This window comes from Mesorhizobium sp. WSM4808, assembly GCF_055811675.1.
Genome location: NZ_JBVVQX010000022.1, coordinates 1 through 13,443, shown reverse-complemented (window position 1 = coordinate 13,443; position 13,443 = coordinate 1). Strand labels below are relative to the sequence as shown.

General features: G+C 62.4%; 13 protein-coding genes and 1 pseudogene. 4 read left to right on the top strand and 10 right to left on the bottom strand.

Annotated features, from left to right (window positions below; translation table 11 throughout):
* Positions 1–24: 24 nt before the first annotated feature.
* From AC0L2U_RS29360 to AC0L2U_RS29330, 7 genes are all read right to left on the bottom strand, one after another.
* The gene (locus tag AC0L2U_RS29360) at positions 25–663 is read right to left on the bottom strand and encodes an HNH endonuclease (RefSeq protein WP_473603063.1); all 639 of its coding nucleotides are present in this window, start codon (positions 661–663) and stop codon (positions 25–27) included.
* Positions 660–2,168, bottom strand: coding sequence for an AAA family ATPase (locus AC0L2U_RS29355; RefSeq protein ID WP_473603062.1), 1,509 nt, complete (start codon positions 2,166–2,168; stop codon positions 660–662). The genes AC0L2U_RS29360 and AC0L2U_RS29355 overlap by 4 nt, the downstream gene beginning before the upstream one ends.
* Before the next feature lie 533 nt (positions 2,169–2,701).
* Positions 2,702–2,947: a MoaD/ThiS family protein gene (locus AC0L2U_RS29350; protein WP_127383011.1), complete on the bottom strand. Its 246-nt coding sequence runs from the start codon at positions 2,945–2,947 to the stop codon at positions 2,702–2,704.
* Entirely contained in the window at positions 2,935–5,205 is a 2,271-nt protein-coding gene (locus tag AC0L2U_RS29345; protein WP_473603061.1) for a xanthine dehydrogenase family protein molybdopterin-binding subunit, read from the bottom strand. Before AC0L2U_RS29345 ends, AC0L2U_RS29350 begins: the two co-directional genes overlap by 13 nt.
* Before the next feature lies 1 nt (position 5,206).
* Positions 5,207–5,683: a (2Fe-2S)-binding protein gene (locus AC0L2U_RS29340; RefSeq protein WP_013530647.1), complete on the bottom strand. Its 477-nt coding sequence runs from the start codon at positions 5,681–5,683 to the stop codon at positions 5,207–5,209.
* On the bottom strand, positions 5,683–6,543 hold the full coding sequence (locus AC0L2U_RS29335; RefSeq protein ID WP_473603060.1) for an FAD binding domain-containing protein: 861 nt from the start codon (positions 6,541–6,543) through the stop codon (positions 5,683–5,685). The genes AC0L2U_RS29340 and AC0L2U_RS29335 overlap by 1 nt, the downstream gene beginning before the upstream one ends.
* A gap of 285 nt (positions 6,544–6,828) precedes the next feature.
* Entirely contained in the window at positions 6,829–7,722 is an 894-nt protein-coding gene (locus tag AC0L2U_RS29330; protein WP_473603059.1) for a LysR family transcriptional regulator, read from the bottom strand.
* Positions 7,723–7,824: 102 nt separating this feature from the next.
* Here AC0L2U_RS29330 and AC0L2U_RS29325 point away from each other — a divergent pair, with 102 nt between their 5' ends.
* Together AC0L2U_RS29325 and AC0L2U_RS29320 are read left to right on the top strand one after the other, a co-directional pair.
* Positions 7,825–8,583, top strand: a complete 759-nt coding sequence (locus AC0L2U_RS29325; protein WP_128364934.1) for an SDR family oxidoreductase — start codon at positions 7,825–7,827, stop codon at positions 8,581–8,583.
* 54 nt (positions 8,584–8,637) lie between these two features.
* Positions 8,638–8,850 (top strand): tautomerase family protein, encoded by a 213-nt coding sequence (locus tag AC0L2U_RS29320; protein WP_127269408.1) that lies wholly within the window; start codon positions 8,638–8,640, stop codon positions 8,848–8,850.
* Positions 8,851–8,920: 70 nt separating this feature from the next.
* On the opposite strand, the pseudogene AC0L2U_RS29315 reads toward AC0L2U_RS29320, so the two are convergent.
* Positions 8,921–9,254: pseudogene (locus tag AC0L2U_RS29315) on the bottom strand (AMP-binding enzyme); the annotation flags it as partial.
* A 103-nt stretch (positions 9,255–9,357) separates the two neighbouring features.
* Between AC0L2U_RS29315 and AC0L2U_RS29310 the strand changes: the two are divergent.
* Positions 9,358–10,914, top strand: a complete 1,557-nt coding sequence (locus AC0L2U_RS29310; RefSeq protein ID WP_473603058.1) for a serine hydrolase — start codon at positions 9,358–9,360, stop codon at positions 10,912–10,914.
* Positions 10,915–10,943: 29 nt separating this feature from the next.
* Here the strand turns inward: AC0L2U_RS29310 and AC0L2U_RS29305 are convergent, their stop codons facing one another.
* Positions 10,944–11,879, bottom strand: a complete 936-nt coding sequence (locus tag AC0L2U_RS29305; RefSeq protein ID WP_473603057.1) for a hypothetical protein — start codon at positions 11,877–11,879, stop codon at positions 10,944–10,946.
* 159 nt (positions 11,880–12,038) lie between these two features.
* Here AC0L2U_RS29305 and AC0L2U_RS29300 point away from each other — a divergent pair, with 159 nt between their 5' ends.
* Entirely contained in the window at positions 12,039–13,184 is a 1,146-nt protein-coding gene (locus AC0L2U_RS29300) for a KamA family radical SAM protein (RefSeq protein ID WP_473603056.1), read from the top strand.
* A gap of 31 nt (positions 13,185–13,215) precedes the next feature.
* Here AC0L2U_RS29300 and AC0L2U_RS29295 read toward each other — a convergent pair.
* Positions 13,216–13,443, bottom strand: a 228-nt coding sequence (locus tag AC0L2U_RS29295) for a hypothetical protein (RefSeq protein WP_473603054.1), incomplete at its 5' end; no start/stop codon positions are given.

The window sequence follows — 13,443 nt, the reverse complement described above, 5'->3', positions numbered from 1 at the left end:
TCCACGCCTTCTAAGTCTCGCGTGTCATTTTTGGGGGATAGACTTAACGTATTCACCTATACTTGCCAGAGCCATTTGCAGCTCTATTTTCGACGATTGGGGGTCCATTAATTTTCCCACCATCTGATCGAACATAGGATTCGGCGGCGCCGGATCAGCACCTATTTTGAGGTGACCAAAGCGTGTTAGGTTGCACATCGCGATCAACTTCGATCCCTTCGGAGTCAGCGATTTAACGGCGTCGCCAAACCACCGAATATGGTCTGCGTAGGTGTCAAAGTGTGGGTGAACGATTTTGTAGTGCGCTGACTTGTCAGGAAAGCTCACTCGGGAGGGGGTAACCCGTACCTCGTTCTCATCCTTCGAGATGTTGCAGTCTTTGCAAGACGCAACCAGATTCCTAGGTTCAAACAGAAATCTCGCCGCCAAGCTTTTTGCAATGATGTGTTCGCCATCCCAGACCGCATTATTGTTGGTCGGATACGTGCGATTGCAGTAGCAACACCGCTGCTGCTGCTCGGCGATGTAGTGATCCTTGATTTGTTTACGGACCGGACTCACGGCGTTGTCACTCCAGTAAACGAAGTCACCAGTGGCTGGGGGGCGATTGTTGTAGCCGTCGACGATCTGCTGGTTTGCCTGAGAGTATGCGACGGGAATCATTTCGTGGCCTTCGTGCCCGCGTCGCGTGCGACATCTTCTAGGTTCGCAATCAATTCACCGGCTGGATCATTAGGTTCTAGTTCAGTTGCTAACTTCCTTAGATTCGCCAACACATCTTCGAACGTTTGGGAGTGCGCTTGACCGTTGGCTGCGAGCTTCAGAGCTTCGACAATGCGCTGCCTTACGTACAGGTTTCCCGGCGACGGCGCCCCAAACAACTCTGCCAGCAGGAAGTCCGCTGACTGCCCTGCGGTTTCCTTTACTGTTGGAATGTCAGCTCGGTCCAGCGCAATAACCTTGGCGTGATCCGGCAACTCCGAAATGACCATCGGTGAATGAGTGGCGATGACAAAGTGACATCCCTGGAATCGCGAGAACGTCTTCACAAGAAGATCGACATACTCGGTCTGCCACTCCGGATGTAGACTAAGTTCAGGCTCATCAATGAGCACCAAGCTGGCATTGGTAATCACTGAAGCAAGCGAAAGTAGCGAAACTATCATACTCAGTTGCCCCGAGCTTGCGCGCCTTAGGTCGGACACGAGGCCGTTGAACTGTGTAACCTCAATGCCCTTGATGCTAAGGAAACCCGCTCGTCGAAGCGGTTGTAGTGTCCTGAACGCGTCGTCGATCTGACCGCCGAGCGCGAAGTTCGCCGTTGTTCTGATCATGCCCGATTCGGCGCGTGAGATTGCTGTCTCAAGGAGTTCGCGCAGATAATTGACGTCCAGACCATCCGCTAGCATTTGCTCAACACGGCGCCGCTGTGAGTAGTCCTTGCCAATTTCCGGATAGTTGAGAGTCTTTTGTTCGGCAATAGCATCTCGGATAATTTTCGGTATCCTCAATCTGTAGGCTACCGTTAAAGCAGGACCCAGCTGCAAGTACTCAAACACAGCTCCAATGTTGATTCGACGAAAGGCATCATCGTGCCCCTCGTCAAACAGATTATTCAGCGACCGATACAGTAAGTTTTCAAGTGACGCCTTGTTGAAACGATCGCGTAGCCCAAGATATTCGTATAATGATGTCCTCGCTGGTTCCGCCGAATAGCCCATGGCCCGCGGAACGGGGAATTTGTCGAAGGGTGAGACGGTTAGGGCGACGACACGCCGGGGCAAAGGCAGGTCGAAAATGGTGACCTCTCGACCATCAACGTGGAGTTCCAATTTGCGCCTCCGCCGCCGCTCCACGGTGCATAGCTGTCCATCGACACGATAAGAGAGATATTCGAGTGGGAGGCTTCCGACTTTGTCGCGCCTTGATACTTGAACATCTTCAAGCGCAATGAACGTCTGCACGATCGACGTTAGAAGATGCGATTTTCCGGTACCATTCTTGCCTATGACCGCAGTGATATTCTCGGCGAACGCGGAACGCTCAAGGTGCTCCACACTGAAGACTACGTGTGGATTCATGTATTCCGTCTTACGCCGCCAAGGGATTTCCACCCGGACATCGCCAGTTCGGGCTTCGAGGAGTTGAAAGTCGTTTTCAGCGTACATACCGATCCATCGCACCAAGCGGCAACAGGGCTATTTCCCTAGCCTTTTCAAGATTGTCGAGAGCTATTCTGGCAATTGCATTGGCTTGGTAGACCTCCCTACCCATCTTAGCGATCGGATAAGAGCAGCCACCCCGCCGTAATCAATTCGATCGCGCACCGCCTGTCGCATGGTGTGATGTCCGTTGAACGCCAGTTGGTCGGCTAGCGGCGACAGCTAGTCTTAAATGATTTTCCAGTCAAAGACGTACCATCGGCAATTGGCAAGCCGCCAAATCTTCCCTCTTGACGTAACGAAGAGTTCTGCGCGGTCAGCGTCAACTTTCGGATGCGTTTGGCCCTGTTTAAACGACCGGCATGAGGCGCGAAGCTGCCAATCCTTGCAAGCGCCAACTCATGGATACGGACAACTAGTGATTAATAGTGCAGAAGTGCAGTTCTTGCCCGACGTTGCGTTGAAAGGCGCTACTGCGGGTTGGCTGGTATTGACACTTCAGGCTGGTATCTTGGAGTCGAGATCACGATCCGCCCCGCTCACCCCCCCGCCAGCCTCGGCAGCAGAAAAATCTCCGCCCCCTGCGGCAGCTTCTTCGACCACGTATCGCGATAGATCGTCCCGTCGATGGCGACGGCGATGCCTTTGTCGATCCAGGGCTCGAGGCCGGGATACTGTTCAGCCAGCTTCCTGAACAGTTCCCTTATGTCCTTGGCCTCGATCTCGACCTTGCTCTGGCCTCCGGCGGTCGCGGCGAGCGAGCCCCAGAGCGTTACTTCGACCATTCCCGTTCCGCCTCGATCGCCGCCAGGATGCGCGGCGGCGACATCGGGATGTGCGTCATGCGCACGCCCGCGGCGTTCGACACCGCATTGGCGATCGCCGCCAGCGGCGGCACGATCGATGTCTCGCCGACACCGCGCACCCCGTAAGGGTGGTTGGGGTTGGGGATTTCGAGGATCTGCGTGTCGATCATCGGCAGGTCCGAGCAGACCGGGATGCGGTAGTCGAGGAAGCCGGCGTTCTGCAGCCGCCCGTCCTTGCCGTAGATATACTCCTCGTTGAGCGCCCAGCCGATGCCTTGCGCGGCACCGCCCTGGTACTGTCCCTCGACATAGGTCGGGTGCACCGCCTTGCCGGCATCCTGCACCACCGTGTAGCGGATGACCCTGGTGGCGCCGGTGTCGGGATCGACCTCGATATCGCAGATATGGGTGGCGAAGGAGACGCCGGCGCCATCGGCAACGAGTTCGCTGTGGCCGGCGATCGGTCCGCCGGTCTTGCCCGACTCGACTGCGATCTCCTTCAGCGACAGCTTGCCGAGATTGCCGTGCTTCTCGCCCTTGGCGATCGCGTGGCCCTTTTCCCAGACCACGTCGTCGACGGCAATGTCCCACATCTGCGCGGCGCGCTCGCGCAGGATCTTGATCGCGTTGCGGGCGGCCGAGATCGTTGCCATCGAGGAGGAGAAGGTGCCGCGGCTGCCGTCCGTCATGTCGTTGTAGCCGAGGCTGGACGTGTCGGCGACGATCGCCTTGACCTGGGAATAGTCGATGCCGAGTTCCTCCGCCGCCACCAGCGACAGCGACGCGCGGGAGCCACCGACGTCGACCGTGCCGACCGCAAGCGAGACCGAGCCGTCCATGCCGATGTTGAGGTCGGTGCAGGTCTGGCCGCCGAAATTGAACCAGAAGCCGCAAGCCATGCCACGGCCCTGGTTCGGGCCGAGCGGCGCCTTCATGTGCGGATGGCTCTTCACCGCCTCCAGCGTCGGGCCGATGCCGATCGGTCCGTAGACCGGGCCGTAGGAGGACCGTGTGCCTTCCTGCGCGGCGTTCCTGATGCGGAAGTCGACCGGGTCCATGCCGATCTTCTTGGCCAGCTCGTCGACCGCGCTTTCCACCGCAAACGCTGCCATCGGCGCCGAAGGCGCGCGATAGGCCGCGGTCTTCGGCCGGTTGACCAGCACTTCGTAGCCGACCGTCTTGACGTTATCGAGCTTGTAGCAGGCGAATGCCGTCATGGCGCCGATCTCGGCCCAGGAGCCGGCATACGGGCCGCAGCTGTAGCGCAGCGTCGCTTCGGCGGCGGTGATCGTGCCGTCCTTGCGGGCGCCGATCTTGACGTCGATCGAGGTGGCGCTGGTCGGGCCCGAGGCGCGGAACACCTCGTCGCGGGTCATCACCAGCTTCACCGGCCGTCCGGCCTTGCGCGACAGCGCCAGCGCCACCGGCTCGGCCCAGACATGGGTCTTGCCGCCGAAACCGCCGCCGATCTCCGAGGAGGTGACGCGCAGTTTCGAGGCTTCCATGCCAAGCAGCTGGGCGCAGTGCTGGCGGTAGACGAAATGGCCCTGCGTGCACACCCAGAGATCAGCGGTGCCGTCGGAGCTGAAATTCGCCACGCAGGCATGCGGCTCGATATAGCCCTGGTGCGTCTGCTCGGTCTTGAAGGAACGCTCGACGATGAAGTCGGCCTGCCCAAAGCCCTGATGGACATCGCCATGGCCAAACTGACTGCGCTTGGTGATGTTGGAGGGTTTTACCGGCTTTTCCTCGAGGCCCTCGGTGAAGATGGCATCGTTGATCAGGGGCGCCGTGTGCTTCGCCGCCTCGTCGACATCGGTGACATGCGGCAAAAGCTCGTATTCAATCTCGATGAGCTTCAGCGCCTGCCTGGCGGTGCGGGCGTCGATCGCGGCGACCGCGGCCACCGCGTGGCCGTCATAGAGCGCTTTCGTGCGCGCCATGCAATTGTCGAGGACGTCGTACATGGCGGCATCGCCATCGGTGAGGTCGGGCAGGTCGGCCGCGGTGATCACCGCCTTGACGCCGGCGAGCTTCTCCGCCTTGGACGTGTCGATCTTGACGATCCTGGCGTGGGCGTGCGGGCTTCTGAGAACACGCCCAACCAACTGGCCGGCCATGTTGAAGTCGGCGCCGTAGCGCGCGCGGCCCGTCACCTTGTCGATGCCGTCGGGACGGATCGGACGCGTGCCGACGGAGGTGAATTTACGTCCGGAAAAACGTGGATCGAAATTCATCTCAGGCTCCCTTCATCACGATGGCCGCGTCCTGGACGGCGCGCACGATCTTGTCGTAGCCGGTGCAGCGGCAGAGATTCCCGGCAAGGCCGAAGCGGATTTCCTCCTCGGTCGGGTCGGGGTTCTTGGCCAGGAGGTCCTTGGCCGCGATCAGGAAGCCCGGCGTGCAGATGCCGCATTGCAGCGCCGCATGCTCGAGGAACTTCTGCTGCAGCGGGTGCAGCGTATCGCCATGGGCCATGCCCTCGATGGTCTCGACGCGCCGGCCTTCAGCCTCGGCGCCGAGCACCAGGCACGAGCACACCAGCCGGTCGTCGAGGATGATGCTGCAGGCGCCGCAGTCGCCGGTGCCGCAGCCTTCCTTGGCGCCCGTCAGCCCCAGCCGATCGCGCAGGACGTCCAGCAGCGTCTCGTCCGGCTGGCAAAGATACTCGACAGCGTCGCCGTTGATTGTCGTTGAAACTGCTATACCGGCCATCATTTGCCTCCTGCACGTGCATAGGCTGATGTGGCGGCCCGCTGGGCCAGCACACCCGCAACTTTTCGTCTGAATTCGATGGTGCCGCGCTTGTCGTCGATGGGACGGCAGGCGCCCGCGCAGACCTTGGCGAGCCGCTCCAGCGTCGCTTCGTCCAGCCTGGAGCCGATGAGCACCTCCGCCGCCTCTTCGACCAAAAGCACCGTCGCCGCCACGGCGCCCAGCGCTACGCGGGCCGATTTGACGACCCCGTGCTCATCGAGCGTCAGGTTCACGCCGGCGCTGACCACCGCGATATCCATCTCGGTGCGCGGAATGAAACGCAGATAGGTATCGCCAGACCGCGGCTCGCGCTTGTCGAGCAGGATCGCCTCGATGATCTCGCCTTTGGCCAGCGACGTCTTGCCCGGCGCGGTCGGCACGCTCTGCACGGGAATCGTGCGCCGGCCCGCCGGCCCGACGACCACTGCCTTGGCGCCGGCGGCAACCAGCGCCGGCACGCTGTCGGCGGCCGGCGAGGCGTTGCAGAGATTGCCCACGATGGTGCAGCGTCCCTGCACCTGCTTCGAGCCGATCAGCTTGGCCGCCTCGACGACACCAGGCCATGCCTTCTTGAGGGCGGTGTTCTCTCCCAGGACGGCGCAGGGAACCGCGGCGCCGATGCTGAAGCCTTCAGCCGTTTCCCGGATCTCGCTCAAGCCATCGATCGCCTTGATGTCGACGATCAGCTCTGGTTCGGCAAAGCCGCCCTTCATCCTGACCAGGAGGTCGCTGCCTCCCGCAAGGATGGCGGCCGTACCAGCCGACCCGGCCAACTGGCCAACGGCATCTTCTATTGAAAGCGGACGTATGTAGCGCATCGTCTCCCCTTGGTCATCGCGATTTCAGCGACCGTTATAAACAGTCTCCTCATAATGGCTATCCGGTTCCTCAACTGCGGCGATTGGGCCAGGCGCCGCAATGTCCAGTCCAACAGACCGAATGTGGCGCACTGAATGGCGGCAACCGGCTTTGGGACGATTTTCGTGAAACTTCGGTTGCGGATCAAGTGCGCTCATTCGCTTTTGTCCGCCTTTGGACCGGAACGGCCTCAGCCCGTACGCGCTTTCCCCGGAAGACCGTTTCACATTTTTCCTGGAATTGCCCTAGAGATCGGCCTCGGCGAAGATGCGCGAGGCCCAGTCGAGGAAGACGCGCAGGCGTGGCGAGAGCTGGCGGTTCTGCGGGTAGAGCGCCGACAGCGGCGTCGGCGAGGGCGGATAGTCGGCCAGCACCTCGACGAGCGTCCCATCCGCCAGATCCTTTTCGAAGCGATAGCGCGGCGCCTGGATCAGGCCGAGGCCAAGCCGCGCCAGATCGGCGGCGGTGTCGGAATTGTTGGCGGCGACGCGGCCTGGCAGCCGCACCTCACGGATACTGCCGGCGACGGTGAATTCGAACGGAAGGGTCTCGCCGGTGCGCGACGAAACAAAGCCCACCGCCTGGTGACCGTCGAGCGCATCGGGGGAGGCGGGCGTGCCGTGGCGTTCGAGATAGGCAGGGCTGGCGCAGGTGATCTCGCGGATGACAGCCAGCCGCCGCATGATCATGCCGCTGTCGGGCGGCTCGCCGACGCGGATGACGCAGTCGACGCCTTCGCGCACGAGATCGACCAGCCGGTCGCTTTGGCCGATCTGCAGGTCGATCCTGACATAGCGGGCGAGGAACTCCGGCAGGCGCGGCAACAGGAATGTGCGGGTGAGCAGCGTGCTGGCGTCGATGCGCAGCAGGCCGAAAGGCTCGGCATTGCGAAAGGCGGCTTCGGCATCCTCGATTTCGGCCAGGATCGACAGGCAGCGCCGATAGTAGGCTTCGCCGTCCTGGGTGGCGTTCACCTGCCGCGTCGTTCGTTCCAGCAGCCGCGCGCCGAGATGCTCTTCCAGCCGCCGGATCGATTCCGTCGCGGTTGAACGCGGCAGGCCGAGATCGGCCGCGGCAGCGGTGAAGCTGCGCCGCTCCAGAACGCGAACGAAGAGCCGCATCGTGTCCAGTCGATCCATGGCTTTTGTTCGCAATTTCCGAATAGTGATGTCAATAGGCAGCCGATTATCCGGGAAGTGGCCCGGCCTATATCCGTGTCACCAACACACGGAGAGACTTCCATGACATCCAATCAAACAAGTACGGGTGGCCAAACCAGAACCGCGATCGTGACCGGCGCCTCCAAAGGCATCGGCGCCGCCATCGCACGACGGCTCGCCCGCGACGGCGTTGCTGTCGTCATCAATCATGCACGGGGCCGCGCCGAGGCCGAAGAACTGGTCCGCAGCATCGAAGCCGGCGGCGGCAAGGCGATCGCCGTTCAGGCCGATATCGCCGATCCGAACGGTATCGCTGCACTGTTCGACGCCGGCGAGAAGGCGTTCGGCGGCATCGACATCCTCGTCAACAATGCCGGCGTCATGAAGACGTCGCCGATGGCGCAGACCGACGATGCTTCGTTCGACACGCAGATCGCGATCAATCTCGGCGGGGTGTTCCGCGGCATGCGGGAAGGTGCGCGCCGGCTTCGCGACGGCGGCCGCATCGTCAATTTTTCCAGCAGCGTCGTCGGCCTTTACCAGCCGGGCTACGGCGTCTACGCCGCCACAAAGGCGGGTGTCGAGGCGATGACCCACATTCTGGCCAAGGAGCTTGGCGCGCGCCGCATCACCGTTAACGCAGTAGCGCCCGGACCGATCGAGACCGCGCTGTTCACGGACGGCAAGAGCGAGGCGCAGATCGAGGCCATCGGCAAGATGATCCCGCTCGGCCGGCTCGGCCAGCCCGACGACATTGCCGGGCTGGTCTCGTTCCTGGCCGGGCCGGACAGCTTCTGGGTCAACGGACAAATCATCCGCGCCAATGGCGGCGTCGTCTGAGCCGTCGCCGACCGCTCAACGCCGAACCTGAAATTCCACAGAAAGGAAAAGATCATGCCATTCGCCAACATCAAGTTACCGCAAGCGGCGCTCTCCAGGGCGCAGAAGGAAGACCTCATCCATCGAACGACAGCGATGTTCGTCGACTTTTTCGGCGAGGGTGTGCGCCCCTTCACGATGGTGCTGGTGGAGGAGGTCGCCGACGGCGGCTATGGCCGGGCCGACGAAGTGTTCGTCGTGCCGGAGGTTTTTCGCGCAAAGGAGTAGTGCCGGGCCGTTCCCGGGCGAGCCACGGGTCTCGCCCGTCCTTCGGACCCCCACAAGGAGATCGGCAGCGTCACCCCTTCCGCTTCTCCACCTCGGCCTTCCTCAGCAGGAACCGCTGAATCTTGCCGCTGGGCGTCTTCGGCAACTCGCTGACGAACTCGACTTCGCGCGGATAGGCGTGGGCCGAGAGGCGCTTGCGGACATGCTGCGCCAGTTCCTCGGCCAGCGCCTCGCTGCCTCGAAAGGCGGGCGCCAGAACGACGAAGGCCTTGACGATTTCGGTGCGCTGCGGGTCGGGCACACCGACGACGGCTGCCTCGTTGACCGCCGGATGTTCGATCAGCGCGCTTTCGATGTCGATGCGGTAGCCCGGCAGAGGCGATGACGTCGTCGGCGCGGCCGATCAGGAGATCGACCGTCCGGTTGCGCGAATGGCCCGAGAAGGGCTGGCCTCACCCGTGCGGGCCTGTATCATGGCCTTGTGAATACTTGGGAGGAGGCTTGTGCATGCGGCTGAATCGGAATCTCTGTCAGTGGAGGGTTTGGGTCTTCATCGCCGCAATGGCGCTTTGGCCGCGCACGGCGCCGGCCGATACCCTCACGCCGGAGCGCATCACTGCTGCCCTGTCGAAGCTCGAAGCGCTTGCCGAAGCCGCCGTCGCGGACGGTGCTGTACCCGGTCTCGCCATCGGCGTCGTGCGCGATGACGAGGTGATCTTCCTCAAGGGTTTTGGGCATCGCGAGGCCGGCAAGCCAGAGACCGTCGACGCCGACACGGTGTTCCAGATCGCCTCCCTTTCCAAACCGGTTTCCGCCACCGTCGTGGCGGCGTTGGTTAGCGACAGGATCGTGTCCTGGGATTCGAAGATCGCCGATCTCGATCCGGCCTTCCGGTTGGCTGATCCTTATCCGGCAAGCCAACTCACCGTCCGCGACCTGTTTTCGCATCGCAGCGGGCTTCCGGGCACCGCCGGAGACGACCTCGAGGACATTGGCTACGACCGCGTCGCGATACTGCATCGCCTGCGGTTCGTGCCACCATCGTCGAGCTTTCGCGCCGGGTATTCCTACAGCAATTTCGGATTGACAGAGGGTGCCGTGGCAGCCGCGAGGCCGACAGGAAAGCCCTGGGAGGAGGTCGCCGAGGAGAAACTCTACCGTCCGCTTGGCATGGCCTCGACCAGTTCCCGTCATTCGGACTTCGTCAAGCAAAGCAACCGTGCTGCGCTTCACGTCAAGGTCGATGGCGCCTGGGCCGCGAAGATAGAGCGCGATCCGGATGCGCAGGCGCCCGCCGGCGGCGTCAGCTCCACGGCACGTGACCTCTCGCAATGGCTGCGCCTCATCCTCGGCAACGGCGTTTATGCCGGCAAGACACTGATTGCCGCCGATGCGCTAAGCCAGACGCATGTTCCGCTGATAGCGCGCGGCAACAACCCCGTCTCCGGCGGCGCATCGTTCTACGGCCTCGGCTGGAACGTCGAATTCGGCCGACACGGCCTGAGCTGGGGCCACGCCGGCGCCTTCAGTGTCGGGGCGCGTACCCTGGTGACAGTCTTCCCAAAGGAGAAGCTGGGCATCGTCATCGTCGCCAACGCCTTTCCGACTGGCCTGCCGGAGGGATTGTCCGACAGCTTCGCCGATCTCGTCTTCGACGGTAACGTCGAGAAGGACTGGGTCAAGGCGTGGAATGATATCTATGCGGGCCTGTTCGGTCCGGCGGTCGCGGCGGCCAAGGCCGCCTATGCCGCGCCGCCGTCTCCGCCACGGCCAGCCGGGCCGGACAGCGTCTATGCCGGCCGGTACGCCAACGACTTCATCGGCGATGCGATTGTGTCGGAAGCGGGAGACCACCTTGTGCTCAGGGTAGGCCCGGCCGCCGGCCGGTCCTACTCATTGAGGCATTTCGACGGTGACCTTTTCCTGACCTTCCCCGACGCGGAGACGCCGGATAGCCCCTCGGGTGTAAGTTTTGTGGTCGGCGCTGACGGCAAGGCGTCGGCCATGACCGTAGGTTTTCTCGACGACAATCATCTCGCCACGCTGCAACGTGTGGGGGACTGACTTCCAAATCGAACGGTGCCGCCGGGAGTTCAGGATTCCGGGTCGTACCGGAGCAGTTTGAAGCAATCGCCGTTGCCCGATTTCGTCTGCGCCAGCAAGGGCTTCGACCTGTCTATCCATTCCTGATGTGACCTCGCATCGGCTTCGATCGCGTCGACCGGTGCAAGACTGACAAAGCTGCGTCCGTGGCTGAGAAGCCAGCATGCGCGGCCAAGAAATCGCCTGCTGCGCTGGCGCAAGAGGTCGGCATCGTAGAAGATGTCGAGCACCTCGTGCTTGATCTTGCGCTCGGTTTCAGGATTGGCGATCGCAACCTCGATCGGCTCGCCGCCGATCGCATCCTGCAGGTCCTTGTAGTCGAGGGTGAGTTGGGTGATGGCATATTTGATCTCGCTCTCGTCGCGCACGATGTCGAACCATAGCGTCGGATCGAGCTCGTTGACGACGAACGACGACTCGAAATCGCGCGACAGGTTGAGGATGTCGAAGTCCCGGATGTCGACGTCGCGCTCAACCAGCAGGATTTCGCGGACCTGCTTGCCAAGCTCCGCTCCCTGCGCGCCGATGGCGGCGTTGGTTCCACCAAGTTCGGGACTAATATAGGCCCCGCCGTCATCCAGCAGCGCGTCGAATTCGCCAAGTGACTCGACGAGGGGAGCGCCGCGAGCGATGCGCGCCGCCAGCTTGGCCAGAACCTGCTGAAGATCCGCTTCGCGTCTGCGCTGGTCTTGGTAATTCTGCTGGAAAAAGAAGATGAACAGCGACACGCCGATGCCGATCAGGATCACGCCCAACTGCGAGAAGATGTTGCGGTGGTATTCCAGCAGCTTTTCGCGATGGCGCACGTCGTCGCGCACACTGTGGGCGACGCGCAGATTGACGATCAGCGACAGGATGAGCAGCCCAGTACCGACGAGGATGAGGCCGCCGATGAGCAGGTAACCATGGCCTGTGCTGAAGTCCATTCGTTTTCCCTGAAGCCCAGACTGCGCAGAATAGTGCCATTTTGGCTAAATACCTACGGATTTGCAGGCGGTTGATTTGATGGCGGCGACCACCCCAGAAGGTTGACCCGCCTGGCCATCCGGCCGATAGCTCCGCCAGAAACTGTCCTGAGAACCCTGATGACTTCAGACACCAACCTCCACGATGCACCCGCCGTCGGCCCTGACACCGCCTGGCAGGCGGACGTCCGCGCCGGTGTGCGCCACGTGCGCGACCTTGCTTCTCTGCCGCTGTCCCCAGCCGAGCGCGCGGCCGCCCAAGCCGCGGCGGCGAACCACAAGGTGCGCGCGCCCAAAGCCTATCTCGACCTGGTCGACTGGAACGACCCGGCCGATCCGATCCGGGCGCAGGTCATCCCCTCTCCGCAGGAGTTGGAGGAGGCGGAGGGCGAGCTCGACGATCCGATCGCCGACCATGAATTCAGCCCGGTGCCGCGATTGACGCATCGCCATGCCGACCGGGTGCTGCTGTTCCCGACCTATCAATGCGCGGTCTATTGCCGGTTCTGCTTCCGCAAGGAATCGCTGACCGCGATCGGCAGGGGCTATACGCGCGAGGCGCTGGAGCCGGCGCTGGCCTATATCGCCGAGCATCCCGAAATCCGCGAGGTGATCCTGACCGGTGGCGATCCGCTGTCGCTGCCGGACAAGGCGCTGGCCGAAATCTCCGCGCGCATCGAAGCGATCCCCCATGTACGGCTGCTGCGCATCCATACGCGCGTGCCGGTGGTGCTGCCGTCGCGCATTACATCAGGGCTCGTCGTGGCGCTGCAGGGCCGGCTGATGGTCACTGTCGTCACCCATTTCAATCACGCGCGTGAAATCACCGGCGCTACCGAGGTGGCCTGCCGCACGCTTCGGCAAGCCGGCTTCGTGCTGCTCAACCAGAGCGTTCTGCTCAAGGGTGTCAACGACAGCATCGAGGCGCTGGAGGAGCTCTGCCGCGAGCTGATGTACCGCCTCGGCGTCAAACCCTATTACCTGCACCATGGCGACCTCGCGCGCGGCATGGCGCACCGGCGCACGACGATCGCGCAGGGACAGGCGCTGACTGAAGCGCTGCGGGCGCGGCTGTCGGGCATCTGCAACCCCGTCTATGTGCTCGACCTGCCGGAAGGCGGCGGCAAGGTGCCGATCGGGCCCTGTCATGTCGAGGGCAGGCAGGGGGAGAGCTGGCGGCTGCGCGGGCTCGATGGCGAAGTGCGGGAATATAGGGAGATCGTTGGCGTGCAAGAGGAACAGTCTTCGAAGATTCCAGGCTCGTGACGCCAGGATCCACCCGGATAATCCTACAGCGTCACAGCGACCGTTCATAATGGCCAGCGTCTGCGCCGCCCCTCACCTGCCTGCCGGCATCCTCTCCCCGTATAGTGACGGGGAGAGGGGTGCTGTCATCGGCGATTTCGCCAATCTCCAGCGTTGCGGGAAGAATGCCGGCGTCGCGGCCAGTGTCCAGCCGATAGATGGGTAACAGTTTGAACCGGATAGATAGGTAACAGTTTTCCCCCTTATGATGGGTTCGCGG

What these genes read in the sequence shown, in the direction of transcription:
- AC0L2U_RS29355 (WP_473603062.1), bottom strand. Translation starts at nt 2,168, where the DNA reads ATGTACGCTGAAAACGACTTTCAACTCCTCGAAGCCCGAACTGGCGAT.
- AC0L2U_RS29345 (WP_473603061.1), bottom strand. Translation starts at nt 5,205, where the DNA reads ATGAATTTCGATCCACGTTTTTCCGGACGTAAATTCACCTCCGTCGGC.
- AC0L2U_RS29320 (WP_127269408.1), top strand. Translation starts at nt 8,638, where the DNA reads ATGCCATTCGCCAACATCAAGTTACCGCAAGCGGCGCTCTCCAGGGCG.
- AC0L2U_RS29335 (WP_473603060.1), bottom strand. Translation starts at nt 6,543, where the DNA reads ATGCGCTACATACGTCCGCTTTCAATAGAAGATGCCGTTGGCCAGTTG.
- AC0L2U_RS29350 (WP_127383011.1), bottom strand. Translation starts at nt 2,947, where the DNA reads ATGGTCGAAGTAACGCTCTGGGGCTCGCTCGCCGCGACCGCCGGAGGC.
- AC0L2U_RS29305 (WP_473603057.1), bottom strand. Translation starts at nt 11,879, where the DNA reads ATGGACTTCAGCACAGGCCATGGTTACCTGCTCATCGGCGGCCTCATC.
- AC0L2U_RS29330 (WP_473603059.1), bottom strand. Translation starts at nt 7,722, where the DNA reads ATGGATCGACTGGACACGATGCGGCTCTTCGTTCGCGTTCTGGAGCGG.
- AC0L2U_RS29300 (WP_473603056.1), top strand. Translation starts at nt 12,039, where the DNA reads ATGACTTCAGACACCAACCTCCACGATGCACCCGCCGTCGGCCCTGAC.
- AC0L2U_RS29360 (WP_473603063.1), bottom strand. Translation starts at nt 663, where the DNA reads ATGATTCCCGTCGCATACTCTCAGGCAAACCAGCAGATCGTCGACGGC.
- AC0L2U_RS29340 (WP_013530647.1), bottom strand. Translation starts at nt 5,683, where the DNA reads ATGGCCGGTATAGCAGTTTCAACGACAATCAACGGCGACGCTGTCGAG.
- AC0L2U_RS29310 (WP_473603058.1), top strand. Translation starts at nt 9,358, where the DNA reads ATGCGGCTGAATCGGAATCTCTGTCAGTGGAGGGTTTGGGTCTTCATC.
- AC0L2U_RS29325 (WP_128364934.1), top strand. Translation starts at nt 7,825, where the DNA reads ATGACATCCAATCAAACAAGTACGGGTGGCCAAACCAGAACCGCGATC.